At 55.8% G+C, this 25,538-nt stretch carries 23 protein-coding genes and 1 tRNA gene; 14 read left to right on the top strand and 10 right to left on the bottom strand.

Annotation, left to right across the window (positions count from 1 at the left end; translation table 11 throughout):
* Window positions 1-27: 27 nt before the first annotated feature.
* From iscR to trmJ, 3 genes are all read right to left on the bottom strand, one after another.
* Window positions 28-519, bottom strand: a complete 492-nt coding sequence (gene iscR / locus PSUM_RS11890; RefSeq protein WP_007903581.1) for a Fe-S cluster assembly transcriptional regulator IscR — start codon at window positions 517-519, stop codon at window positions 28-30.
* Between the two features lie 271 nt (window positions 520-790).
* Window positions 791-1,567 (bottom strand): serine O-acetyltransferase, encoded by a 777-nt coding sequence (gene cysE, locus PSUM_RS11885; protein WP_020795597.1) that lies wholly within the window; start codon window positions 1,565-1,567, stop codon window positions 791-793.
* 2 nt (window positions 1,568-1,569) lie between these two features.
* Window positions 1,570-2,340, bottom strand: coding sequence for a tRNA (cytosine(32)/uridine(32)-2'-O)-methyltransferase TrmJ (gene trmJ / locus PSUM_RS11880; RefSeq protein ID WP_020795596.1), 771 nt, complete (start codon window positions 2,338-2,340; stop codon window positions 1,570-1,572).
* Window positions 2,341-2,485: 145 nt separating this feature from the next.
* On the opposite strand from trmJ, the gene suhB reads away from it, so the two are divergent.
* Entirely contained in the window at window positions 2,486-3,304 is an 819-nt protein-coding gene (gene suhB / locus PSUM_RS11875; RefSeq protein ID WP_007941397.1) for a type III secretion system regulator SuhB, read from the top strand.
* Window positions 3,305-3,555: 251 nt separating this feature from the next.
* On the opposite strand, the gene PSUM_RS11870 is transcribed toward suhB, so the two are convergent.
* From PSUM_RS11870 to queA, 6 genes are all read right to left on the bottom strand, one after another.
* The gene (locus PSUM_RS11870) at window positions 3,556-4,107 is read right to left on the bottom strand and encodes a glycine zipper 2TM domain-containing protein (protein ID WP_020795595.1); all 552 of its coding nucleotides are present in this window, start codon (window positions 4,105-4,107) and stop codon (window positions 3,556-3,558) included.
* Window positions 4,108-4,226: 119 nt separating this feature from the next.
* A complete protein-coding gene (gene secF / locus PSUM_RS11865; protein WP_033040611.1) occupies window positions 4,227-5,141 on the bottom strand; it encodes a protein translocase subunit SecF in 915 nt (304 codons plus the stop codon).
* Window positions 5,142-5,150: 9 nt separating this feature from the next.
* Entirely contained in the window at window positions 5,151-7,019 is a 1,869-nt protein-coding gene (gene secD, locus PSUM_RS11860; RefSeq protein WP_083348282.1) for a protein translocase subunit SecD, read from the bottom strand.
* 63 nt (window positions 7,020-7,082) lie between these two features.
* Window positions 7,083-7,418, bottom strand: coding sequence for a preprotein translocase subunit YajC (yajC, locus tag PSUM_RS11855; protein ID WP_007982729.1), 336 nt, complete (start codon window positions 7,416-7,418; stop codon window positions 7,083-7,085).
* A gap of 43 nt (window positions 7,419-7,461) precedes the next feature.
* Window positions 7,462-8,577 carry a tRNA guanosine(34) transglycosylase Tgt gene (gene tgt / locus PSUM_RS11850; RefSeq protein WP_020795592.1) on the bottom strand — a complete coding sequence of 372 codons (1,116 nt, stop codon included), beginning with the start codon at window positions 8,575-8,577 and terminating at the stop codon, window positions 7,462-7,464.
* Between the two features lie 14 nt (window positions 8,578-8,591).
* Complete coding sequence (gene queA / locus PSUM_RS11845; protein WP_083348281.1) at window positions 8,592-9,641, bottom strand: tRNA preQ1(34) S-adenosylmethionine ribosyltransferase-isomerase QueA; 1,050 nt, start codon at window positions 9,639-9,641, stop codon at window positions 8,592-8,594.
* A 105-nt stretch (window positions 9,642-9,746) separates the two neighbouring features.
* On the opposite strand from queA, the gene PSUM_RS11840 reads away from it, so the two are divergent.
* The 13 genes from PSUM_RS11840 to PSUM_RS11780 all read left to right on the top strand — a co-directional run bounded on the left by PSUM_RS11840 (window position 9,747) and on the right by PSUM_RS11780 (window position 23,309).
* A tRNA-Leu gene (locus PSUM_RS11840) sits at window positions 9,747-9,831 on the top strand.
* A 164-nt stretch (window positions 9,832-9,995) separates the two neighbouring features.
* Complete coding sequence (locus PSUM_RS11835) at window positions 9,996-11,237, top strand: tyrosine-type recombinase/integrase (protein ID WP_083348280.1); 1,242 nt, start codon at window positions 9,996-9,998, stop codon at window positions 11,235-11,237.
* A gap of 280 nt (window positions 11,238-11,517) precedes the next feature.
* Window positions 11,518-12,357 carry a hypothetical protein gene (locus tag PSUM_RS32145; RefSeq protein WP_231989897.1) on the top strand — a complete coding sequence of 280 codons (840 nt, stop codon included), beginning with the start codon at window positions 11,518-11,520 and terminating at the stop codon, window positions 12,355-12,357.
* A 90-nt stretch (window positions 12,358-12,447) separates the two neighbouring features.
* Window positions 12,448-12,729: a helix-turn-helix transcriptional regulator gene (locus PSUM_RS11825; RefSeq protein WP_083348279.1), complete on the top strand. Its 282-nt coding sequence runs from the start codon at window positions 12,448-12,450 to the stop codon at window positions 12,727-12,729.
* The gene (locus PSUM_RS11820; RefSeq protein ID WP_083348278.1) at window positions 12,726-13,334 is read left to right on the top strand and encodes a hypothetical protein; all 609 of its coding nucleotides are present in this window, start codon (window positions 12,726-12,728) and stop codon (window positions 13,332-13,334) included. The genes PSUM_RS11825 and PSUM_RS11820 overlap by 4 nt, the downstream gene beginning before the upstream one ends.
* Window positions 13,331-13,636 carry a hypothetical protein gene (locus PSUM_RS11815; protein WP_083348277.1) on the top strand — a complete coding sequence of 102 codons (306 nt, stop codon included), beginning with the start codon at window positions 13,331-13,333 and terminating at the stop codon, window positions 13,634-13,636. Before PSUM_RS11820 ends, PSUM_RS11815 begins: the two co-directional genes overlap by 4 nt.
* Window positions 13,637-14,009: 373 nt before the next feature.
* On the top strand, window positions 14,010-14,168 hold the full coding sequence (locus PSUM_RS31840) for a hypothetical protein (RefSeq protein WP_169840435.1): 159 nt from the start codon (window positions 14,010-14,012) through the stop codon (window positions 14,166-14,168).
* Entirely contained in the window at window positions 14,165-14,449 is a 285-nt protein-coding gene (locus PSUM_RS11810) for a hypothetical protein (protein WP_083348276.1), read from the top strand. Before PSUM_RS31840 ends, PSUM_RS11810 begins: the two co-directional genes overlap by 4 nt.
* Entirely contained in the window at window positions 14,446-14,718 is a 273-nt protein-coding gene (locus PSUM_RS11805) for a DUF3077 domain-containing protein (protein ID WP_083348275.1), read from the top strand. Before PSUM_RS11810 ends, PSUM_RS11805 begins: the two co-directional genes overlap by 4 nt.
* Window positions 14,715-17,621: a DUF927 domain-containing protein gene (locus tag PSUM_RS11800; protein WP_083348274.1), complete on the top strand. Its 2,907-nt coding sequence runs from the start codon at window positions 14,715-14,717 to the stop codon at window positions 17,619-17,621. Before PSUM_RS11805 ends, PSUM_RS11800 begins: the two co-directional genes overlap by 4 nt.
* A 91-nt stretch (window positions 17,622-17,712) precedes the next feature.
* On the top strand, window positions 17,713-18,696 hold the full coding sequence (locus PSUM_RS11795; protein WP_231989896.1) for a coiled-coil domain-containing protein: 984 nt from the start codon (window positions 17,713-17,715) through the stop codon (window positions 18,694-18,696).
* Window positions 18,697-18,759: 63 nt separating this feature from the next.
* Complete coding sequence (locus PSUM_RS11790) at window positions 18,760-18,948, top strand: hypothetical protein (protein WP_083348273.1); 189 nt, start codon at window positions 18,760-18,762, stop codon at window positions 18,946-18,948.
* Between the two features lie 776 nt (window positions 18,949-19,724).
* The gene (locus PSUM_RS11780) at window positions 19,725-23,309 is read left to right on the top strand and encodes an SIR2 family NAD-dependent protein deacylase (protein WP_083348272.1); all 3,585 of its coding nucleotides are present in this window, start codon (window positions 19,725-19,727) and stop codon (window positions 23,307-23,309) included.
* Window positions 23,310-23,469: 160 nt separating this feature from the next.
* Here PSUM_RS11780 and PSUM_RS11775 read toward each other — a convergent pair whose 3' ends face one another.
* Window positions 23,470-25,092, bottom strand: a complete 1,623-nt coding sequence (locus tag PSUM_RS11775; protein WP_083348271.1) for a hypothetical protein — start codon at window positions 25,090-25,092, stop codon at window positions 23,470-23,472.
* Window positions 25,093-25,538 lie beyond the last annotated feature (446 nt).

Genomic DNA, 25,538 nt, shown 5'->3' with positions numbered 1-25,538 from the left:
GCTGGCGTGCCGCTAGCTCTCTGGCTGTCATTCGACGGCGGACGCTTCAATCTTGTCCAGGCGTGGCGCCTTGCTGTTGCAACGGCGTTGATCCTGACGCTGGGCTACTTCTTGCACCTCACGGCGAGTCACAAGGTCAGCCAAGCTGATACCGCTCAGAAATTCGTGAATCTGCAAGCTCAGATCGCACCACAAGTGGTGGGTCAGGCAGGTGTCGCCTTGATGGCAATCACCCTGACCCTGGCATTTGGTTGCATCGACCGATTCGTTCACCGCATCGATCACCTGGGCGACCTGGATACCTTGCATGTCGCGTGACAGCTGGTAACCGCCGCCTGGACCGCGAACGCTGGACACCAGATTGCTACGGCGCAATTTGGCAAACAGCTGCTCGAGGTAGGACAGGGAGATGCCTTGGCGCTCGGAGATATCGGCCAGGGACACGGGCCCGTGCTGCGCGTGCAACGCCAGGTCGAGCATGGCGGTCACGGCGTATCGGCCTTTTGTAGTCAGTCGCATGGACAATTACCACGGAGTTCGGAATGAGGCGAGTATGCAATTCCCGAGTATTTAAGTCAACTATAAGACCTAGTACTTTAGTCAGGTTTACCCGCAAAAGAGCGGCCGCATCATATCAGGATCTGCGACTTAATGGCACACCGCTTAGCGCGGTGCCATTGTCTAAATGCGACCTGTAGGAGCTGCCGCAGGCTGCGATCTTTTGATTTTGCTTTTATAAGACAAGATCAAAAGATCGCAGCCTGCGGCAGCTCCTACAGGGGGGGGGAATTCAGCCGGCCTGGCTTTGGTCCTTGTCCTTCACACAGGCGAAGTCTTCTTCGCGCAGCGAAGGCAGGTCCTTGGCACAGTAATTACTGCCCAGGTCCTTCAACGCCCCGCACATCCCCTCCAGACGCCCATCGACCGCCTGCAGGTGGTCGAGCAACTGGTTGATGGCGCGTGCCACCGGGTCCGGCATGTCTTCAGTCACGCCATAGGCATCGAAGCCAATCTTCTCGGCCATGGCCTTGCGCTTGGCATCCAGCTCCTGGTCCGGCTTGACGATGATCCGCCCCGGAATGCCCACCACCGTGGCGCCAGGCGGCACCTCTTTGGTCACAACGGCATTGGAGCCGACTTTGGCACCCGCCCCCACAGTGAACGGGCCAAGCACCTTGGCACCGGCGCCGACCACCACACCATCACCCAGGGTCGGGTGGCGCTTGCCCTTGTTCCAACTAGTGCCGCCCAGGGTCACGCCCTGGTAAATGGTCACGTCATCGCCGATTTCGGCGGTTTCACCAATGACGATGCCCATGCCATGGTCAATGAAGAATCGCCGGCCGACCTTGGCCCCCGGGTGGATCTCGATCCCGGTCAGCCAGCGGCCGAAGTTCGACACCAGCCGCGCCAGCCATTTAAGGTCGGCGCGCCACAGCATCGCCGACAAACGGTGGATCCAGATGGCATGCATGCCGGGGTAGCAGGTCAGGACTTCAAAAGCGTTACGCGCTGCCGGGTCTCGATGGAAAACACTCTGGATATCTTCACGCAAACGCTCAAACATCATTAATCCTTCCGCTTAAGAAGCTCACCACGGGCCGCTTTCTGGGTTTCCGTGAGGATGCCACGCAAAATGTTCATTTCCGCTCGGCTGACCGAGCTGCGTCCGTACAACCGGCGCAGGCGCGCCATCAAGTGCCGTGGTTTTTCCGGGTCGAGGAATTCGATGGACACCAGGGTTTGTTCCAGGTGCTCATAGAACCGCTCCAGCTCATCCATAGTCGCCAGCTCAGCGCTTTTGACCGATGCCACTTCTTCCTTCTCGACCTTGGTTGGCTGACCTTGGGCGGCCAGCCAGGCCATGCGCACTTCATAACTCAACACCTGCACCGCCGCCCCAAGGTTCAGCGAACTGAACTCAGGGTCTGATGGAATGTGCACGTGATAGTGACATCGCTGCAGCTCTTCGTTGGTCAGGCCGGAATCTTCACGACCGAACACCAGGGCGATCTCGGCCCCCTGCCCGGCCTCCTCGACCACTTTGGTCCCGCATTCGCGCGGATCCAGCAGCGGCCAGGGAATGCGCCGGTCGCGAGCACTGGTGCCCAGCACCAGATTGCAGCCGACCAAGGCATCTTCCAAGGTGGCGACGACTTGCGCCTTTTCAAGGATGTCACCGGCACCGGAAGCACGGGCATCGGCCTCGTGGTGCGGAAACAGGCGCGGTTCGACCAGCACCAGGCGCGACAGCCCCATGTTTTTCATGGCGCGCGCGGTCCCGCCGATATTGCCCGGATGGCTGGTATTGACCAGGACGACACGAATGTTTTGCAGCAAGGGAGGCGCTCTCGAACACATTATCGGGAGCAGAATCTTACAGCGCCCACTACCGTTAAGCCATGAAAGCGAACGTCGTCCTTCTCCTGTAGAAACTTTCTGATAGAATGCCCGGCTTTCTTTAACAACCTTAGGTGACACATCCATGCAGCCCATGCTGAATATCGCGCTGCGCGCCGCCCGCAGCGCCAGTGAATTGATCTTCCGCTCCATCGAGCGCCTGGATACCATCAAGGTCGACGAAAAAGACGCCAAGGATTACGTATCCGAGGTGGACCGCGCCGCCGAACAGAAAATCATCGACGCACTGCGCAAGGCGTACCCGAATCACTCGATCATGGGTGAAGAGACCGGCCTGCACGCCGGCACCGGCATCGAAGGCGAAGAGTACCTGTGGATCATCGATCCGCTGGACGGCACCACCAACTTCCTGCGCGGCATTCCTCACTTCGCTGTCAGCATCGCCTGCAAATACCGCGGTCGCCTGGAACACGCTGTGGTCCTGGACCCGGTTCGTCAGGAAGAATTCACCGCCAGCCGTGGTCGCGGCGCCCAACTGAACGGCCGCCGCCTGCGCGTCAGCGGTCGCACAAGCCTGGACGGCGCCTTGCTGGGTACCGGCTTCCCGTTCCGTGACGACCAGATGGACAACCTCGACAACTACCTGGGCATGTTCCGCGCCCTGGTTGGCCAGACCGCCGGCATCCGCCGCGCTGGCTCGGCGAGCCTGGACCTGGCCTACGTGGCCGCCGGTCGTTTCGACGCCTTCTGGGAGTCGGGCCTGTCCGAGTGGGACATGGCAGCAGGCGCCCTGTTGATCCAGGAAGCAGGCGGCCTGGTGAGCGACTTCACCGGCGGTCACGACTTCCTTGAAAAAGGCCACGTCGTAGCCGGCAACACCAAATGCTTCAAGGCAGTATTGACGGCCATCCAGCCGCACCTGCCGGCCTCGCTGAAGCGCTAAGCGCCCAAGCGACAGAAAAAGCACCCTACGGGGTGCTTTTTTTATGCCTGGAATCCATCTCCGGCGGCAACACTACCCCCCTGTGGGAGCGAGCCTGCTCGCGAAAGCGGTGTATCAGCCGCCATCATTGCTGGATGCGGGGACGCCTTCGCGAGCAGGCTCGCTCCCACAGGGGATTGGGGTGCGGCATGACTCGTGCGCACAAAAAAGCACCCCGCAGGGTGCTTCTTTTTGAATCTGACTTCAGCGGATTAATGCGCCTGCTGATTCTCCGACAAGATCAACTTGCCCTCTTTATCCACAGGGATCTGGTTCCCTGGATCGCGATCCATCCGCACCTTGCCTTCCTTGCCATCAAGCGAATAACGCACGTCGTAACCCACGACCTTGTCGCTTATGTCATTCACCGTATTACAACGGGTCTGCGTCGTGGTGTAGGTGTCACGCTCTTGCATGCCCTCCTGCACCTTGTTACCGGCATAACCACCACCGACAGCGCCTGCAACCGTGGCAATCTTCTTGCCCGTGCCGCCGCCGATCTGGTTACCCAGCAAACCACCTGCCAGCGCACCTACCACGGTACCGGCAATCTGGTGTTGATCTTTGACCGGCGCTTGCCGGGTGACCGCTACATCCTTGCACACTTCACGTGGAGTCTTGATTTGCGTCTTGACCGGCTCAACGGCGAGTACTTGCGCGTACTCAGGGCCATTATCCTTAACCAGGCTGTAGGTGGCCACAGCACCGCCGGCAGTTACACCGACAGCACCCAGTACAGCACCAACCAGCATCGACTTGTTCACATGAACCTCCTGAACATCACATGCGGAGCGCGTCTGCGCTTCTCCCAGCCTTGGAGTATAAAAAAAGGCGCGAGTTCAACTCGCGCCTTTTTGGACTACATCGCCGAAGGAATTGGCCTTCAAGGACGGTCGTCGACTTCCTTCTCGGTGTTGGCCGCAGGAATCAGGTCTTCGGAGCTCAGGTTCAGCCAGATCAGCACCACGTTGGCGATGTAGATCGAGGAGTAAGTACCCGCCAATACACCAATAAACAGCGCGATGGAGAAGCCGAACAGGTTGTCACCACCGAAGAACAGCAGGGCCGCGATCGCCAGCAAGGTGGAGATCGAGGTGGCCATGGTGCGCAGCAGGGTTTGCGTGGTCGAGATGTTGATGTTCTCGATCAGGCTGGCCTTGCGCAGTACCCGGAAGTTCTCACGAACCCGGTCGAATACTACGATGGTGTCGTTGAGCGAGTAACCGATGATCGCCAGTACCGCCGCCAGCACCGTCAGGTCGAAGGTGATCTGGAAGAACGACAGGATACCGATGGTCACGATCACGTCGTGGATCAGGGACACGATCGCCCCGACCGCGAACTTCCACTGGAAGCGGAACGCCAGGTAGATCAGGATGCCGCCCAGCGCCATCAGCATGCCGAGGCCGCCCTGGTCGCGAAGCTCTTCACCCACCTGCGGGCCGACGAACTCGACGCGCTTGACCGTCGCCGGGTTTTCGCCGCCGACCTTCTGCAAGGCCTCGGCCACCTGGTGACCCAGTTGTGGATCTTCACCCGGCATACGCACCAGCAGGTCGGTGGTCGCACCGAAGTTCTGCACGATGGCTTCGTGATAACCCGCGGTCACCAGTTGCTCACGCACCTTGGTGACGTCGGCCGGACGCTCGTAGGTCAGCTCGATGAGCGTACCGCCGGTGAAGTCCAGGCCCCAGTTCATGCCCTTGGTGGCGACGCTGAACAAGGCCAGCACGGTAAGGAACAATGTGACGCCGAACGCAACGTTGCGAACGCCCATGAAGTTGATTGTACGTAACATGGCAGCCCCTTAAATCCACAACTTCTTGAAGTCACGTCCGCCGAAGATCAGGTTGACCATCGCGCGGGTCACCATGATGGCCGTAAACATCGAGGTAAAGATCCCGAGGGACATGGTCACTGCGAAGCCCTTGACCGGCCCTGTGCCCATGGCAAACAGGATGCCGCCGACCAGCAAGGTGGTCAGGTTGGCGTCGAGAATCGCGGTGAATGCCCGGCCGAAGCCTTCGTTGATTGCGCGCTGCACAGTCATGCCCGCGGCAATCTCTTCACGAATCCGCGAGAAGATCAGCACGTTGGCGTCGACCGCCATACCCATGGTCAACACGATACCGGCGATGCCCGGCAGGGTCAGCGTGGCCCCCAGCAGCGACATCAAGGCCAGCAGCAACACCATGTTCACCGTCAGTGCAACGGTGGCGATGATACCGAAGAAGCGGTAGATGGCGATGATGAACAGCGAGACAAACAGCATGCCCCACAGCGACGCATCGATACCTTTGGTGATGTTGTCGGCACCCAGGCTCGGGCCAATGGTGCGCTCTTCAGCGAAGTACATCGGTGCAGCCAGGCCACCGGCACGCAGCAGCAGGGCCAGTTCGGACGACTCGCCCTGGCCGTTCAGGCCGGTGATGCGGAATTGCGCACCCAGCGGCGACTGGATGGTCGCCAGGCTGATGATCTTCTTCTCTTCTTTGAACGTTTGAACCGGAACGTCTTTCTCGACGCCATTAACCATCTGCTTGGTGTAAGTGGTAACCGGACGCTGCTCGATGAAGATCACCGCCATGCTGCGACCCACGTTCGAACGGGTCGCACGGCTCATCAGCTCGCCACCGTGGCCATCCAGGCGGATGTTCACTTCTGGCGTACCGTGCTCGCCGAAACCAGCCTTGGCGTCAGTCACTTGGTCACCGGTGATGATCAGGCCACGCTCGATCAGCGCAGGAGGACGCTTGCCCTCACGGAACTCGAATTCCTCGGAGGTGGCCTTCGAAGCGCCAGGCTCGGCGGCCAGGCGGAACTCAAGGTTGGCCGTCTTGCCGAGGATACGCTTGGCTTCGGCAGTGTCCTGCACGCCCGGCAGCTCAACCACGATGCGGTTGGCGCCCTGACGCTGGACGATCGGTTCGGCAACACCCAGCTCGTTGACGCGGTTACGGACCGTGGTCAAGTTCTGCTTGATGGAGTATTCGCGGATTTCCGCCAGCTTGGCCGGGGTCATCGCCAGACGCAGCACCGGCTGGCCATTGAGGTCGGCCGGAACAATGTCGAAATCGTTGAAATTCTTGCGGATCAGGCTGCGGGCCTGTTCACGACTGTCTTCATCGGAGAAGCCCAGCTGAATGGCGCCATTGAGTTGCGGCAGGCTGCGATAGCGCAGTTTCTCTTTACGCAACAGGCTCTTCACATCGCCTTCGTACACTTTCAAACGTGCATCCAGGGCTTTGTCCATGTCCACTTCCAGCAGGAAGTGCACGCCACCGGACAAGTCCAGGCCCAGCTTCATCGGGTGCGCGCCCAGGCTGCGCAGCCATTGCGGGGTGGTTTGCGCCAGGTTCAGTGCAACGACGTAGTCATCACCCAATGCCTTGCGCACGACGTCTTTGGCCGGCAACTGGTCTTCAGCCTTGGTCAGGCGAATCAAACCGCCCTTGCCGTTGGCAGCCAGGGTGGCAGCCTTGACGCTGATCCCGGATTCCTTGAGCGCAGCGCTCACACGATCCAGATCAGCCTGATTGACCTGCAGTGCAGTGCTTGCACCGCTGACCTGAATGGCCGGGTCATCAGGATAAAGATTGGGAGCGGAATAAATCAGACCGATCGCCAGCACCGCCAGGATCAGAATGTATTTCCACAGAGGGTATTTGTTCAGCATCACGCCGCCCGCTTATGACGCGGGGCGCCTTGCGCGCCCCGTCGATTGAGTAAAAGTTGAAACTTAGATCGCTTTGAGCGTGCCTTTTGGCAGCGTGGCGGCGATGGCGCCTTTCTGGAACTTCATTTCGACGGTGTCGGAAACTTCCAGAACCACGAAATCGTCGGCCACTTTGGTGATCTTGCCGGCGATGCCGCCGGTGGTCACGACTTCGTCGCCTTTCTGCAGGCTGCTCAGCAGGTTCTTCTGCTCTTTGGCGCGCTTGGCCTGTGGACGCCAGATCATCAGGTAGAAGATGACCAGGAAGCCGACCAGGAAAATCCACTCAAAGCCGCCGCCCATAGGGCCTGCCGCAGGTGCAGCAGCGTCTGCCATGGCGTTAGAGATAAAAAAGCTCATTTAGCACTCCAGTTGCAAATGTTGAATATTGGGGTCAGGAAACTCAGTCCAAAGGCGGCACGGGTAGCCCGCGTTTGGCGTAGAAGGCATCGACAAAGGCGGCCAATGTACCCTGTTGAATAGCCTCGCGCAAACCAGCCATAAGCACTTGATAATGACGCAAGTTATGGATGGTATTGAGCATGCTTCCCAGCATTTCGCCGCACTTGTCCAGGTGATGCAGATAAGCACGGGAGAAGTTCTGGCAGGTATAGCAATCGCAGGTCGGATCCAGCGGCGAATCATCATGGCGATGGAACGCGTTACGGATCTTGATCACGCCTGTGTCAATGAACAGATGCCCATTGCGGGCATTACGGGTTGGCATCACGCAATCGAACATGTCCACACCGCGGCGCACACCCTCCACGAGATCTTCCGGTTTGCCAACGCCCATAAGGTAACGAGGTTTGTCAGCCGGCATCTGGCCCGGCAGATAGTCCAGCACCTTTATCATTTCATGCTTGGGCTCGCCCACCGACAGACCGCCGATGGCCAGGCCGTCGAAGCCGATCTTGTCCAGGCCTTCCAGGGAGCGCATGCGCAGATCCTGGTGCATGCCGCCCTGAACGATACCGAACAGCGCCGCCGTGTTGTCGGCATGGGCGTTTTTCGAGCGCTGGGCCCAGCGCAGCGACAACTCCATGGACACGCGAGCGACGTCTTCGTCGGCCGGGTACGGCGTGCATTCGTCGAAAATCATCACGATGTCCGAGCCCAGGTCACGCTGGACCTGCATCGACTCTTCCGGACCCATGAACACCTTGGCGCCGTCGACCGGGGAGGCGAAGGTCACGCCCTCCTCCTTGATCTTGCGCATGGCGCCCAGGCTGAACACCTGGAAACCGCCGGAGTCGGTCAAAATCGGGCCTTTCCACTGCATGAAATCGTGCAGGTCGCCGTGCTTCTTGATCACTTCCATGCCCGGGCGCAGCCACAGGTGGAAGGTGTTGCCCAGAATGATTTCCGCGCCAGTGGCCTCGATATCCCGCGGCAACATGCCCTTGACCGTGCCGTAGGTGCCCACCGGCATGAAGGCCGGGGTCTCGACGGTACCGCGCGGGAAGGTCAAACGACCGCGACGAGCCTTGCCGTCAGTAGCAAGTAACTCAAACGACATACGACATTGGCGACTCATTCTTTGTCCTCGGGGCCACGTGGTGCGGGGTTACGGGTGATAAACATCGCATCACCGTAGCTGAAAAAGCGGTATTCGTTGTCGACGGCGGCTTTATAGGCAGCCATGGTTTCCGGATAACCGGCAAACGCCGAGACCAGCATCAACAACGTGGATTCAGGTAAATGGAAATTGGTGACCAGGGCATCGACCACATGAAACGGCCGGCCCGGGTAGATGAAAATGTCGGTATCGCCGCTGAACGGCTTGAGCACGCCATCGCGGGCGGCGCTTTCCAGGGAACGCACGCTGGTCGTCCCCACCGCCACCACCCGACCGCCGCGCGCACGACAGGCGGCCACCGCATCCACCACGTCCTGGCCAACTTCCAGCCATTCAGTGTGCATGTGGTGGTCTTCGATCTTCTCGACCCGCACCGGCTGGAAGGTGCCAGCACCCACGTGCAGGGTCACGAACGCCGTCTCAACGCCCTTGGCGGCAATCGCCTCCATCAGCACCTGATCGAAATGCAGCCCCGCCGTCGGCGCCGCCACCGCGCCCAGGCGCTGGGCGTAGACGGTCTGGTAACGCTCGCGGTCCGAGCCTTCGTCCGGGCGGTCTATATAAGGAGGCAGCGGCATGTGCCCGACGCGGTCGAGCAGCGGCAATACCTCTTCGGCAAAGCCCAGCTCGAACAACGCATCATGACGCGCCAGCATCTCGGCCTCGCCACCGCCGTCGATCAAAATCTTCGACCCGGGCTTGGGCGACTTGCTGGAACGCACATGGGCCAGCACGCGATGACTGTCCAGCACCCGCTCCACCAGGATTTCCAGCTTGCCGCCGGAAGCCTTCTGGCCAAACAGCCGCGCCGGGATCACCCGGGTATTGTTGAACACCATCAAATCGCCAGAGCGCAAATGCTCCAGCAAATCAGTGAATTGACGGTGTGCCAGGGCGCCGCTGACCCCATCCAGGGTCAACAGGCGACTACCGCGACGCTCGGCCAAAGGGTGGCGGGCGATCAGCGAATCAGGGAGCTCGAAAGTAAAGTCAGCAACGCGCATGATGGGGTTCGTCTAGCAGGGCCGGGAAGTCTAGCGGAAATATCAAAAATTCTCCATGTACCTGATTGACCGACGGTTATCTCATCTTTATACTCCGCGGCCATTGCCCTGATGGCGGAATTGGTAGACGCGGCGGATTCAAAATCCGTTTTCGAAAGGAGTGGGAGTTCGAGTCTCCCTCGGGGCACCACATAGCAGTATCTGAGAGTCTCTACCAGCCTCTCAGACCCAGAGAAACCGGCCACTTGGCCGGTTTTTTTGTGCCTATCTATCTACCCCTGTCTCCCCTTATCCGTTGTATCCCTGTATCCCTGCTTGTATCCTGAGAAAAATACCGAACTTTGGGATACAAGGATGAAGCGCGCAGACATCAAGCGCCGCCCTCTCGCTGACACGACACTTGCGGGACTGGAGCCGGAATCAAAGGAATACCGGGAGCTGGACGGAAACGGCCTCTACTTCAGGGTCAAACCTGATGGTGGTAAATCCTGGCAGCTCCGCTACAAACGACCGGCGGGCAATTGGGCTTGGATGGGGCTTGGGGGTTACCCGGAAGTAAGTGGTGCGTTGGCACGGGACAAAGCCGCTGAACTGCGTAAGGTAGTAAGTAGTGGTGCCGATCCCCTGGAGCAAAAGCGATCTGCGAAAGCGGCAATCGATGCGGCCAAAACTCGAACCTTTAGAGCTGCTGCTGATGCCTGGCTCAAGGCGAAAGAGGAAAAGGGTCTTGCACCCTCAACGCTCAACAAAATCCGTACTTACCTCGATAAAGACATACTCCCGGCACTGGGAGACAAACCTCTCGACGAAATCACCCGAACCGACTGTGCGGAACTCCAGGCATCCATCGAAGCCCGAGACGCACACAACGTCGCGGAAAAGTGTCGTACCTGGATAAATCAAATCTTCGGGAGAGCGATTGGCTTAGGTCTTACTGAAAACGATCCGGGAAGCCGTCTTCGCGATATTGCCGCCCAAGCACCAAAGACTCAACAGCATCCACATCTGCTAGAACCTGAACTTGGCGACTTTCTGACCGCGTTGAAAAACACCCCCAGCAGACTGACAGCCCGAACTGCAGCATGGCTTTGCATATGGACAGCATCGAGACCGGGAATGGTTCGACTAGCTGAATGGAAAGAGTTCGATCTTGATAAAGCAATCTGGACGACACCTGCCGCTAAGATGAAGATGCGCAGGGATTTTGTGTGCCCACTCCCTAAGCAGGCGCTATCCGCCCTCAAAGAACTCCAATGCCTCACCGGGCGCAGTCGATGGCTGTTCCCCGGAGTCGGCGCTAAGAATCCGACGATTAGTGAAAACACCATCAACAAAGTCTTTGCGACGGTTGGTTACAAAGGTCGCTTAGTTGGCCATGGCACTCGCCATACCGCTAGCACTCTGCTCAGAGAACACGGCTGGCCGAAAGAGCATGTCGAAGCGCAGCTTGCTCACAAAGAGGAGGGAATCTCTGGAGTGTACAACAAGGCTCAATACCTTGAGCACCGAGTGAAAATGATGCAGTGGTACGCAGATCACCTTGATGCGTTAGCGAGCGGAAAGGTGATCAAGGGACAGTTTGGAAAAGCGGTATGAGTGCGCCCATCCCCCACTCCTCCAAAATGCATGTTACAGGTGTTACTAGTGTAACGACTTTCGCCAAATTCCCGAACTCATTGACTTTCGCGCCCGTTACACCCTTGCGCGACCTTCCGTACACTCGATGTACCGCACCTCTAATGTGTAACGCAATTCCAAGTCCCTCACTTGCTGCGGGCCGACTCTCGGCACACTTGGCGAGAGCACAAATATCGCTGGATACGCATGCACGACCCAGGGCGTGGGATAAAGCGGTACACGTTGAGAGCCAATGGTAATGATTAAGAATCACCCAATCTTGCACTCAGCGCTAACCGCTGGCCTGATCCATAATCTCTCAGGGCAACCGCTCTACAAGTACTGCAAAGAACAGCTCGCTGAGGTTTTCGAGCTGATCGATCAATGTTGCGTGCGCATTCAGACCGGCGACATCGACGGCGATCTCAGCAGTATGTGCATCCAGACAACAATGCACGAAGAGACAATTTTTCAATACGCCTCAACTGACAACAGAGCGCGTCTTGCACATTGGGTTCGCCAGTACAGCAAGTGCCACTCGGCTTCGGAACGCGAGGCGCATGCCGCCTACATCATGGCCTGCGCAGTGAAGGCGCTGGGAGCTTTGGTCGATTGGATGCGTGACACCGACAAGGCGGCTTGGTCGCACGTTGCTGAACCTCCGACCGACTGGCCATGGGATCTCTATTGTCAATTTGTGGAGATGCAAGTCGATCCCAACGAACGTATCCAGGCACTCGATCAGTATGTTCTTTATCTGGAGCCCATCACTTCCTTGCCTTGCTTGATTAACGATGAACTGCTCCCCATCGCGGACAGCGCAATCAAAAACGCCATCCTTAGCAAGGGGGGCATCATCAGCGGCCTGGAGCGCAATAAAGACATCGTTGCCCGCGACACTGCAATAATCCATCAGGGGCGGCACTACTTGGCGAGTGGAATGCCTGAGAGGAACATTGCCACTGCGGTGCATGCCTGGCTAAAACGGGAAGTGGATAAACCGTCAAAGCAGCGCCTTAGTTGGATCACACTCGAAACAGATAAGGCGCTATCGCGTAAATCCGTTGACAGCATCCTCAAACGAAATTTCGTGCTGTAAACCAAAATTTCAATTGGAAGTGAACTGCTCACCGCCGACCAATCTCTAGACCATTGCTCTCGTTGTCCAAATCAATCGAGAGCAATACCTATGAACACCTCTGTCACCGATTTTTCCTGCAAGACACCCACCAACTCCCCGTCACTTTTTGATGCCGCTTCGACCTTGATCCGCATGCGTGAGGTGGAGGGCATCGTGGGCATGAAGCGCTCGACCATCTACAAGCTAATGCAGCGCATCGACTGCGGTTTCCCCCAGCCCGTAAAACTGAGCAACAGCAACGCTCGCGGCGCTCCTGTGGCCTGGGTTCTTTCCGAAGTTCAAGCGTGGGCACGCAGCCGCATCGAGGCGCGTGATCAGGTGGCCGCATGAAGCGCAGTTATAACCCGTTCAAGGGCCCTTTTCACGATACCTACGCGATCGGCTTCCGTCTCTATCTCCCTGGCGCGATCAACTGGCGGCACCGCACCATCGCGGGCGTAAGCTGGAACGGAGTTGATCAGGAAGCATTCTTTTTCAGTCCTGATGGCCTAGCCCTACCGCTGAAAGCCAACCCATGGGAACTGCCAGAGCTGATTCGCCGAAACGCGGTGCGCAGAGAGTTCTCCAGCGTTCATGGCACCGGGCATTTCGCCATGAACGCGGGTCGCCTGACCTCGCTGAAATCTCTCGGCATGAGCGACTGGGTCACCTATTGGTTGGTTGATCAGTCGGGCGGATACGCGAACGATCCGGCGGTATGGCAGCGCATCACCGAACAAGATCTCGTGGTGGAAAAGACAGCTAGCAAACGCATTCACCACGACATGCGCTTGACCTCCGACTTGACCGGCTATGTCGATGAGTGCGTGGCACAACGCCGCGAGCAAATGGCCGTAGAGCACCGTCGTCGGTGCGGCGAGGACAGCAAAATCCTGGCTTGGCTCAAAGGCGAAACACCGCCACCTCTGTTCGCCAACGCGCAGGAGGCTGCATGAGCAATAAGACCGCAAACAACGCCTTGATGCACCCCTTCTCCGTGCTGCGCCGAATTGGCTTTTCACCTCGCCTTATGCAGCGCCTTGAGCGCTACCGCGACCAGCAGGACAGACAAGGCCGCGTGGTCGGCGTACTCAGCTGGGCCGATGGCACCTGGTGCGCCCTCTCCCTCCACTGCGAAAAGACCGGAGCCGTGATCGTCGACGAAGGCCAGCAAACGCAAGCCTACGAAGTCGCCCGCTCCATGCTAAGTGGCGGATTCCTGCCCCTACTTTCCCTGCGCTGGGAAGCGCATGCCTGAAACGAAAACGCCTCCGGGGGCGATCCGGAGGCGTTGAGGTAAATCTACATGCACAGACAATTTATGCCGCACCCGAAAAATCCGCAAGCCATCAGCGCGGTTGCACTTTCGAACAACGGACGTTACTCTCTGGCCGTCGCTGCAAATTCAGCGACCGGGTTTGGCGACCCGAGATACTTGGCGCACAGGCGCCCCAACCGACAGCAGGCGCTTTTTTTGTGCCCGCCGTTTCGTGTTATGGCAGCTGTGCGTGGGAGACCTTCGGGTCTGCCGGGTTCCAAGTTCCCGGTTCGCCAACCTGCGCACAGCTGCCACCCTAAATCGTTTGGCGACGATCAGTGGCAGCTCCATCTTCAAACTTGGAGTGTCACCAATGCCTGCTCTCAATCCGTCCAAAATTCGCGCCGCTGCACACCGTGCAATGGCTCTCGCCGCTTTACACGCCAATTCCAGCCTCGCCACACGCCTCAGCCGTTACAACGACCACATGGCCAAAGCCCGCGCCCTCGAAACCGCAGGCGGTGCCCAGTGAACAGCTCCCTGAGATTTGCCCTGCCTGAAGATCTGCTGTGCGTCAGCACAACCGCCGAAGCCGGTGTGCCCATCGACGCCATCACCTGCGCCATTGAACGCGCCGACTCGGTACTGACGCTACTGGAGGACCACTTCGAAAGCGAATCTTCGCGCCTTGCCAATCACGTCATTGCTGCCGTCCTTTGGGACGTGCGCGGCACCCTCGGTCTGATCAAGACGCTCGCCTTGCACGGTGACACCACTTCGACTCCTGCTGTGCAGAAAGGCGGTGTGCTATGAGCACTTCCACCACCCTTGGCCACGCCACCTTTTCCCGCGTCAACGCTACCGATTTAAAACTGTTTCGGGTGAACGCCGGAGTTCCAGTCGAGGATGCACTGGAGATGGTGTCGCTGCTGCAACATCACGCCAACCAGCTCACTTTCGACGCGGCCATGAGCGATCAGGGCGATCGTTTCAGCTGGCCAGCTCTGTACCTGGGCGAGATGGCCAAAGCGCTGATCGATGACATCAACGATGCGCTGTTTCTGCAGAGGGCTGATACATGAGCCAATACCCAAACAGCACCGCAAAACGTCCGAGTTTTGCCGAAGTGAAGGTAGCCGCGCTGAAAGACATTGATCGCGTTCTTTCGCACTGGCTGCCCAACGGAAAGCTCGTGGATTGCGGTAAGGAATACACCGCCCCGAACCCAACCCGCAGCGATAAGCGCGCCGGCTCGCTCAAGGTCAATTTGAGCAAGGGCACCTGGGCCGACTTCGCCACTGGCGACAAGGGCGGCGACCTGATCGATCTGGTGCGCTATCTGGACGGTGGTACCGACGTGGATGCCTGCAATAAACTGGCAGGCCATCTGAACGTCTCGCCCGGCATAACCCAGTCGAAGACTGCCCCCGGCAAGACCAACACACCCGAGTGGATTGCCATCCAGCCGATCCCGGCCCAGGCCATGAACAAGTGCCCGGCCAAACACCGACAGCACGGCGCACCGTCTAAGGTATGGTTCTACCGTGGTGCGCAGGGCCAGCCACTTATGGCGCTCTACCGCTTCGACCTCGGCCCCGATGAAGACGGCAAGCCGAGGAAGGTCTTTGCGCCACTAACGTGGTGCCAGCGCGCTGATGGCCAAATCCAACAATGGCGCTGGCAGGGTCTGCCGGATCCGCGCCCGTTACTGCGCCTTGATGAACTGACCCAGCGCGGTGACGCACCGGTCGCCCTGTGCGAAGGTGAAAAAGCCGCCGACGCCGCCGCTGAACTGCTGCCTGGATACGTGGCCACCTGCTGGCCGAACGGCTCCAACTCCTGGCACAAAGCCGATCTGACACCGCTCAAGGGTCGGGACGTGCTGTTGTGGCCAGACAATGACATCAGCGGCAAAACCTGCATGGAAGCCGTCGCCGACAAATTATGCGAGATCGGTGCCGCCTCGGTCCGTGTCATCGCGATGGATGTGTTCAAACGCAAGCCCACGCAGAAGAACGACCGTGCCGCCTTCGCCAAAGGCGGTCAGTGGGACGACGGCGATGACGCGGCCGATGCACTCGCCAATGGCTGGACAGCGGCCCATTTCGACGAGCTCGAAAGCAGCGGTGAGTTGTTTGGTATGGCTGTAGAAAAGTCAGTTACGGAGCAGGCTGACACCAATCCGGCACCGAAGACGAAAACAGCAGCCAAGCGTCCCGCAAAATCGAAAAATGACCGAATACCCGGTGGCTTTCGCCTGACGCTCGACGGTGTGTTTTATGCTGGCGACGATGGCGAGGCACGCCCGGTGTGTTCACCTCTGGAAATCCTCGCTCGCACGCGTGACGACAAAGGCCAGAACTGGGGGTTGCTAGTCGAGTTCGACGATCCCGATGGTACCAAAAAGCGCTGGAACATCCCGGCGCGCACCATGACCGGCGACTTCGGCAAGGACGTTCTCGGTCCGTTAGTGGACATGGGCCTACGCCTCGCCGGCAGTCGGTCGGGACGCAATGCGCGCAATGACCTGCAGGGTTACCTTGGCGGTTTCGACAGCGCGCAACGGGCGAGGTTGGTCACCCGTTTAGGGTGGCACGACAGCGCCTTTCTTCTGCCCGAGCAGCAAGTCGGCGTGCACACCGAACACCTGCATTTCTATGAAGCCGGCGCACAGCTTCCGCCTATTAGCGAAGCGGGCACGCTAGAGCAGTGGCAACAGCAGATCGGCGCACTGTGCGTCGGCAACCATCGTTTGGCGTTTGTCGTCGGCGTGGCGTTTGCTGGCCCACTACTGCACATGCTCGGGCATGAGTCGGGCGGCTTCCATCTGTACGGCGACAGCTCCGGTGGCAAGACCACTCACTTGCAGGTTGCCGCTTCGATCTACGGCGGCCCTCGCTTGGTGCGCTCATGGCGCTCCACCGACAACGCCTTGGAATCCATCGCCGCCGCACATTCCGACGGTCTCCTGGTACTGGACGAGATTGGCATGTGCGATCCGCGCATCATCGGCGAGACGGTGTACATGCTCGGTAACGGTACCGGCAAGGCACGCGCCAATGACCGGGGCCAAGCTGGCCGGCAGGTGCAGGAGTGGCGCCTGCTGTTTCTTTCCACTGGCGAGAAGACCTTGGCCCAGCACATGGCCGAAGCCAACAAGGAGCTCAAAGCGGGCATGGAGGTGCGCATGCTCGCCGTTCCGGCCGATGCCAGCAAAGGCCTCGGCATGTTCGACACATTGAACGGTTTCGAAGATGCCGCCGCACTGTCCGACGCGCTTAAAGCGCGGGTGGCGAACTATTACGGCACACCACTCACCGCGTTCCTGACGGCGCTCTGCGAACCCGGCAAACGCCACGGTTGGTCGGCCATTCTCCGCCGCACGCTGGAAGGTTTTATCGCCAAGTCGCTCCCAGCATCCGCCAGCGGGCAGGCATACCGGGCAGCGGCTCGTTTCGGCCTCGCGGCTGCAGCAGGCGAGCTGGCCACCGCGATGGGTATCACCGGTTGGCCGGATGGAACCGCCACCACCGCCGCTCGTGTGTGTTTGAACGCTTGGCTCAACGAACGCGGCGGCGCTGGTAACTTCGAAGGCGATGCGATCTTGGCACGGCTGCGCCAAGTCATCGAGCGCTTCGGTGAAAGCCGCTTCACCCGTTGGGAATCGGCGGCGGCAAAGATCGACGAACACGGCCCGCGCACCATTGACCGCCTCGGGTTTCGCAAGACGCTCGAGCACGGCATGGGCGACACCATGCACACGACCAACACCTATTACGTGCTGCCCGAGGCGTGGCGCTCCGAGATCTTCCGGGGCATGAACATCAACGCAGTGAACAAGGAACTGCTGCAGCGTGGCGTACTGGAACCGGCGAGCGACGGCAAGGCATCGAGTCTAGTCCGGTTACCCGGCCTTGGCCCGCAACGCTGCTACATCGTGAAGACGATTCCTGGAACGGATGAGAGCGAGGCTCGAGCTGCCTAAGGGCATCTCCGCTGATCGAGGTAGCGCCGGCTCATTCCGGCCTCGCCAGCCGCTCATTCAACCACAATCAAATTGCACTGGAAGAACACAAATGAACCAACTTCAAGAACCAACAGAGCAACACGAATCGCTGACCAATGAAATGCGGAACCTTCAGTCCACTTTGCTTCCTGAGACAGCGTCAAACAGCCTCGAAACCACCGATCAAGGGAATAGCGCAGATCAAACGCGACTAAATGAGATCCGAGAACTCAAAAGCCGACGTGACCAGTTACTCAGTGAAGCGGACAACCTCCATGCTGAACTACTTCCCTACGAAGCGGCGCTGGAAAGCGAAGATCCTATCGATCCCGATCAAAAACACGAGATACGCGGCAAGTATAACGACCTGAAAAGAGATTTCGATTCACGCCAACACAACGCCAGCCTTTTGGATCAGAAGATCAACCGTCGCGAAAAGCTCGTGCACTGTGAATCTCTTATGACGGGCTACATTGAGGCAATGACCAACTGGAAAGCCGACGAGCAAGAGCTACATGAAAAACGCCTAAGCCTCAGCACCCGCCTGCAGCAGGTACGCCAGCAAGCGATCGACGATATGGCGAAAGCCCGACAAGCCGAAACTGATGCGGCGACGGCCTATGCGCAAGCAGTGGCCTGGGGCGACACAGAGGGCGAGAAGAACGCCAACACTGATGCAGTAAAGGCGGCGAAAAACCTCGCGACGGCAACCGAGCATAATCGGCGACAACAGCTGATCATCACCGCATTGGAGCAGGAACTGGCCACGGTTGATCGATACATCGCCGAAGCTCAGCAAAACCACAATGCCATCGAGAGAAATGCTCTTCTCCTGGCTCATACCGTGCTGGAGGAAAAGTGGAATCAAGCGGCCGAGGCGTTGCTCGATATCGGCGGCAAGCTCTGGGCTTCTTATCGCCTGATTGACCGCGATCAGATCGGCCTTATGAAATTGGTCCTTCCGGAGGAAGGCGAAAATTTTAGTAGCTGGAAAAGTGGTGAACTTGCGGATCGTGCTTACAAGCACAACGTTCAAGACGTGCTGGCGATGTAACGAACCGTCTCACCCGAAACAGCCCACAGCCGTGGGCTGTTTAGAAAACTTAAGGACTTCGTCATGAACCCTCACACACGCAACGCCTCAAGCTCTACCGACGCCTTGAAAGCGAAAAGAACCCACCTAGCCGATTTGCTGGCGCTTCTGGATGTGAATAGAGGTAAAGCGACCAAGATAGAAAAGCTCACCACCGACGCAATAAAAACCATGATTAGTACGCTGGACTGCCAACTGAAAAAAAGGGCCTGAAGGTACCGCGCAACCGGATGACCGCTATCGCCGGATTCCGTTGAAAACGTCGGCCATGGGTTCCACCGCAGAAAAATACGCGTCTGAGATTGAAATCTTTACTTTGAGCAGTGGATTCCCGGGTTCAGATTTCGCGTAGCGGCGCGCAAAAAAGGGGCTTTCAGCGATCGGTATGCGGGCAGTCTGGAAAAACCGACTTTTTCAACAGAATCGCCGAGAAGCGGTCATTCACCCCCACGAACTCGCGTAAAGAAGAACGGGGTGATTAACAGAACTGAATATGCGAGATCATCCCCTACGACCAATTGGCATTCCTAGCCTTGTTCTTGACGACGTGCTTGCTGGCTTAGCATCGACGCCAGGAACGTTTCTGCTGATCCGCTTGGGTCGACAGATGCCTTTCGTGACAGGTAAAAAACGGCCATCAGCCGACGTTCGATCAGGGACTGTTCGACTACCTTCGACTTAAACGGGTTAGAGAGTATTGAGGTTACTCACCACAGGAATGATATTCAGATGGTTCCTTTCACGCTATGCAGAAACCCTCATTTGCGGCACGATAGATTTCGGATTGAGTAGACGGCATCCGCGACAAGGCATACGCACCGCCAAATTGCCTATAGCGTGCCTGATTACCAAAAAAATCTGAGTAGTGTCGAAGCCTCACCAAAATTTCAGCAATCAAGGATGTTGTGAATGCTGAGTGATGATAGCCACCAAGACTTCCCGAGCAAAAAGCTTAGGCAAAGTCCAGTAACTAACGACTACTTTATAACATGATAAAACTCAAACAAATACTAGCTCAATCTGACACCATCATATTTGTTGGATCTGGAATATCGTTGTGGGCAGGCCTCCCCACGTGGTCGGGGATGATAGAAGAGCTAGCTAAGTTTGTGGAACAGGGGGGAGGAAGTGCCGAACTGATTCGAGCTGAAGCAAAAAAAGGAGATTTGCTACAAGCGGCAAGCTATGGATTTGACAAACTAACAAAGCAGCAGATTGGTGAATTTATACGGGAGACGTGCCGTTATGGTAAAGCAAAGCCGCATGAAATTCACCGTAAAATTGTTTCGCTAGGCCCCCGATGCTATATAACCACTAACTATGACAACTTAATTGAGCAAAGCCTACGGGAATGGCAACAAGAGCGATTTTATCGTCCCCCCGTCACTAATCGACAATTGACCGAAACGGCAGAAATTGTACACGCTAGAGCAATAGACTTCATATTCAAGCCACATGGTGATGCTGCTGATAGCGAAAGTATAATTTTGACCAGAGAGCAATACAGGCGGTTGTTGCCGCAAGGCGAAAGTCAAGCTGCTCTAGAGTCGGTAAAAATGCTACTTGCTAGTAGACCTGTTTTGTATCTTGGATTTGGCCTTCGCGATCCAGATTTTATATACGTCCGAGATTTGCTAGCTAATACTTACAAGGGCGGAGTGCGGGATCATTATGCAATAATGGCAGACGTGCATGAGCAAGAGATTGACTACTGGAGACGTAATTATGGAATTCATCTTTTAGGTTATAACACTCTTGAGCGACCCGATAAATCAAGAGACCATAGTCCGCTCCTATCCTTGCTCGATACTTTTTTAGAAGTTCCTAATGAAGAACAAAAATCCTCTTTTAATCCCTGCTCTTCTGATGTGCTTCTCGCGCTAGCAAGGCATGCGGCGGTTTTAGGGAGGTACCCTAAGCTCAGCCCTGAATTTCCAATTCGTGTAAATTCTGATTTGGGAAAACAAAAGTGGACAGGAACAGATGCGCAAAGATTTAACTACGGCTCAGTTGAGAGGCTACTTGATACTGGGCCTGATCGATTAATATTAGTAGGGCTGCCAGGAGCTGGAAAAACTTACTCTCTCCGTCGGGCGGCGGCTAGACTGGCAGATCGACTCAATGACGCTTGCCTTTCCAATGTGTTCGATAAAGAAAGTATAGTGGTACCAGTAATTGTAGATTTAAAGCTTTATCGAGGCGATATCAGCAGCTTGGTGAATCAAACCTTACCTGAAAGCTTGCCACTCCAAGATCTCATCCAATCGTACAAAGTAAAAATATTCATCGACTCCTTTAATGAAATGCCTCGAGAGTATCTCGAAAGCGGTTCATACGAGTCTGATTTTTTAGCATTTATAGCAGAGCTTGGGCAAGCCTCATTTATCATTGGTTCAAGAACACCTGATGGCTTGTCGCGATTGGAATTTCCGACTTTTCGTCTCGACTATATCGAGGCAGAGGCAGTATCTAATGAGCTTTCACGACTAGGCGTCAATTTCGAAGGCAGGTTTAGCAAGGAAGTAATGAGTTTAATACAAAGACCATTTTACTTTCAGTATATTGTTTCCAGGATGATTGATTTACCTTATAACGCACACCCTAGGGACTTTTATAGATGCTTGTTCGACAATGTCAGTCGTGCTTTTATCAAGCGATTTAATTTTGAGTTAAACATAGAGCAAGCGCTTTCCAACACAGCCTACGCAGCTCTTGATAAAGGTGCAGAAGCATTCCAAATTTCAACTCTGATTGGTGAGCTGGGTGATTTTTTACCACTGGAAAGTTCAGTAACCTCAATTGAGGTAATCAACTGGCTTGTATCAGAATCCATTCTTATTCCGTATTCCAAGGGTAGAATTGGCTTCATTCATCAGTCTGTTACAGAATATTTGGCCGCTACAGAGCTGGCAAAGCGTTATGTCGCTGACTCAAGAGGACTTAAAGAAAAGCTAGCTCTGAGAAGGTGGGATCAAGGGCTATTTCTTACCCTAAGCTTTTTGTCAGGCAGCCAATCGAAAGAATTTTTAGACGATGTTGTTAAAGCTGACATGGCCTTGGCAATAAATGCATCTAAATATATCGAAGTGGGCCGCGATGAAGTGGTTTTAGAGCTGCTGAATAAGCTGTATGAAATGAAGGTTAATCAGGGCGAGCTTGGGTCAAAAATTGAATCGGCATTTGAGTTCGGACTTCAAATCTCAGAGGCTCACGAAGAGGTTATCAGAAACTTCATTAGGTTTGGCGATTCTTTAGGTGGGACTGCTGCAAGCTTGCTAACTTCAATAAAAGGAGAATTGGTAACGCAGGAGGTTATACAGATGCTGTTCGACCGTAGAAGTGATTTCAACTTCTGCATCAGGGCTGTAGAAGGACTCTCTTCGATTGTTACCGAGGAAGACGTTAAAGCGATAGCACGTTTCACTGACATGATCCAATGTGAGATCGAAACGACTCCTGATATAGATGACGACAATTACGGCGGGTTTGTTATTGGGGTTGGTATTCTTTTGCGAGAGCTTGAGTTGCCCGCTATCCTTCGTTCATTACCTATAACTCAAAGCGGAGATTATGCTAATAATTTTAGAATAAAAGTCCTATGCGAGATACTCGGAGAAAATTCGACGCCGGAGGCTCTTGCCGTGGCTGGGGACTTATTGTTAAAGGGCGTCGATGAGGCTGCTAGGTCAATCTCTCACATAGCGCTGTTTTCCGAGCGCAGGGATAAAATGTCCTGGGATAATTTTACCTACGGTCACGCTGTTCGCCTAGAGGAACTTTTAGAAGACTATTGGTCGATAGATGCTATGAAAGCATTATGTCGTGCACGACCAGATATTGCTGACCAAGTAAGAGAAGATGCGTATAAAAGAATAGGGTTAAAAACTGCTGTATTGCTGTACTGCGTTGCCCCCGAAAATATGGAACCTATGTTTTCTGAACTTGAAAGGATTGCCAATCTATCAAAAGAGGAACGTGAGGCAATATCCTTTCAGCTTCTCCAGCGGGTGGATATAGATTGGAAAGGGCGCGAACGGTTTCTTATTAAGCTTCTTAAGTTGCGCGACTTCAATCTTGCTAGTGCGATCTTTGGCGGCTCTATACCTGTACACCTTAAAAATCTGGGGACTTTGGAGATAGGTGATATAACATGGTGGTTAGAGTGGATGCAGGACTCGCTAGCTAGGGAAGTAGAAGGTTGGTTTTCAGCTAGACTTGGCGACGTTTTAGCTAACCACGTTGACAGCTTTACCAGGACTGCTTTTGTAGATGAGTTCAATCAAGGCTCTCAGTATCGCCAAATTATTCTGAAATTTATCATTCACAAATTAGACGTGACAACTGATGAGCTTGGCAGTGACTCCATCTCGTTTTTGCTAGCTGAATTGTCACGAGAAAAAATGGACAATTGGTATGGAAATAACTTGCTTGGATCTGCTGCGACTGAAAGCTTTATTACAGAGCGATTGTTACCGTTATTAGTTAACGCCCAAGAGCCTCTAAAAGGAAATCTTTTGCAAGTTTTAGAACGAGCAGGCGCAAGACATGGCCGTCGCTATCTTGTCGAAATTTGACGTTGTGAGTAGTAAGAGTTGAGAGGCGTACAGGACTCCAGGACTCTGCATGAAACCACTCAACGAAGGGGTCCTTAGATGCCAATTTTACTAAACTTTACGGATCGACAGACTCGTGGTTCTTATGCCTATGCACCAAAGCTCTGAACTCAACGTAGTTCTACAGCGCAGCTTTCCAAGCAGCGTTGAGATCATCCCTAAAGGATCCTAAGTGAGCCCGAAGCATATGGTCTTGTCCATCGAAGCATTGTTTCAGGACACTCAGATAGTCATTCTGTCTGCTGAATCCGTATGGTTCTATGAGGTGCGCCCGCATCACTCTGGCTAACGGCGCTAGGTGCGCACGCTGTTCCAGGTCCCGCAGAGTGGTGAGCGCCACACTAAGCAATTCTGCCTTAAGTCGGCTAGGCACATGCGAGGACATCAGGATGGCCTGGATAATACGGCCGATGGCTTCCGCGGCTTCAAAGGAAATGTGGATGTGATTGCCTTCAAACTGGTCAGGACGCAGCAAGTCGCCTCGCTTTGTCAGAGTTTCGGCGTCCCTCACCCATACCGTAGTAGCGTCAACGATTTCGTACAACAGGTAGCCCAGCGGCGTTGGGAACTCGTGGTTTTCGTCTTCCGGCCGAACTTCGCGAGCACGGTCGACCAGGCGGCTGGCCAAATGAGGCATATAGTGCAGCCACAAGTGGTCGGCGATACGCTGATGCAGGCCCTCCAAGACCATGACTCTGAAGAACCCGATACCCGCATACACCGGGTCGTGGTGCTTTCCGACATCTTGAAAGGTCAGTAGCCGGCCATTGAGCTTCTTTTCGAGAGCTTCATCCGCATCAATCCGAGCGAGTACAGCCTCGCCGACAGACCGGTAAACTCCGAGACGCGCGGCCACCTCAACATCGACACAATAGAACCGCAAGAGACGGTTCTCATCAGGGAGCGCCAAGCGGTGTCCGCCCTCGACAAAGTTGTGGTTGTTCTTCAGCTCGCTATAGAAGACGCTGGCCTCATTGGCCAATAGTGCGTCAAAGAACTCATCTTGGAAACCTTCCTCAAAGCGCATTGCGCGCTCCATAACCTCTAAACAAAGGAAGGGGCGAGCGATGGCAAGGTGTACGACCAGACGGCGGGAGGACAGCAGCCGCTTCACGACGATAGCAGCACGGCGCTGCACCCGCTGCGAAGAGCCAACCAGGTCGGCGAGCCATTCGCGAAAGCTAAACCATTTTCGGAATAGCCAGCTCGTCGGAGCCCCCTCTCCCAACGAGATCGACCCGTCGTCTTGGAAGACGACATTGAAACCGCGACGGGGTGGGCGAATGGCGTTCGCCAAGCGACTTCGCACGCTCTCAGACCCCGCCAGGTTCAGAGCCGATGCGAGATGACTATGCAGCAAATCGGCGAGTTCCTCGAGCTTCCCGGCGTATAAGAGTGACGTGGTCAGGTCATCGAAGAGTCCGAGGTTCCACCGCGTCAGCCTCGTCCTGCGCGAACGCCAGTATACGAATGCAACGAGTACCAAGAACAGTAAGTACTGGGTGGCGCTCTTGTCAAATCCCCACAACCAGGGGCCAAAGGTAGGGAACCCAAGTGTGGTGAGTACGGGCTGGAAGAAAAGTCCATGGATGGTCAGTAACGCGGCCCAGATGACCAACCAGTCGAACCAGTTCAGGCTCAACCGAAAGCTGAGCTTGGCAGTGCTGGGCACGACAGCCCAGACCGCGGCAATCAAGCCCAGCATGGTGAGTAGTGCACTAGTGTCGATGCCTGCAGGATTCATAGTTGACCCAACTTGGGAATAGCTGAAAGGGTTTAAGGACTCGTCTGAAACAGTTGTGGCACGCTCGGGGCAGACCCTACGTGGCGGCGCGCCCATGACAAAAAAATTCACACCCCATAATGCGGTTCGTCTGGGCGGTGTTAGTCCCGAAAATCTCGCACGACTGGGGCTATGATGCTGCCGTAAGTTTAAAGCTCCTCCCGAAATCAGACACCGACGACAGATCGCTTCTGGCCGATTCTGTTGAAAAAGTCGGTTTTTCCAGACTGCCCGCATACCGATCGCTGAAAAATCCTTTTTTGCGCGCCGTTAAGCGAAATCTGAACCCGGAATCCACTGCTCAGAGTAAAGATTTCAATCTCAGGCGCGTATTTTTCCACGGTGGAAACCATGGCCGACTTTTTCAACGGAATCGGCCGAAAGCAGACTTTGGCTTACCGCTTTTG

The organism is Pseudomonas umsongensis (genome assembly GCF_002236105.1).
Lineage (GTDB): Bacteria > Pseudomonadota > Gammaproteobacteria > Pseudomonadales > Pseudomonadaceae > Aquipseudomonas > Aquipseudomonas umsongensis.
This window is presented reverse-complemented; position numbering and strand designations above follow the sequence as displayed.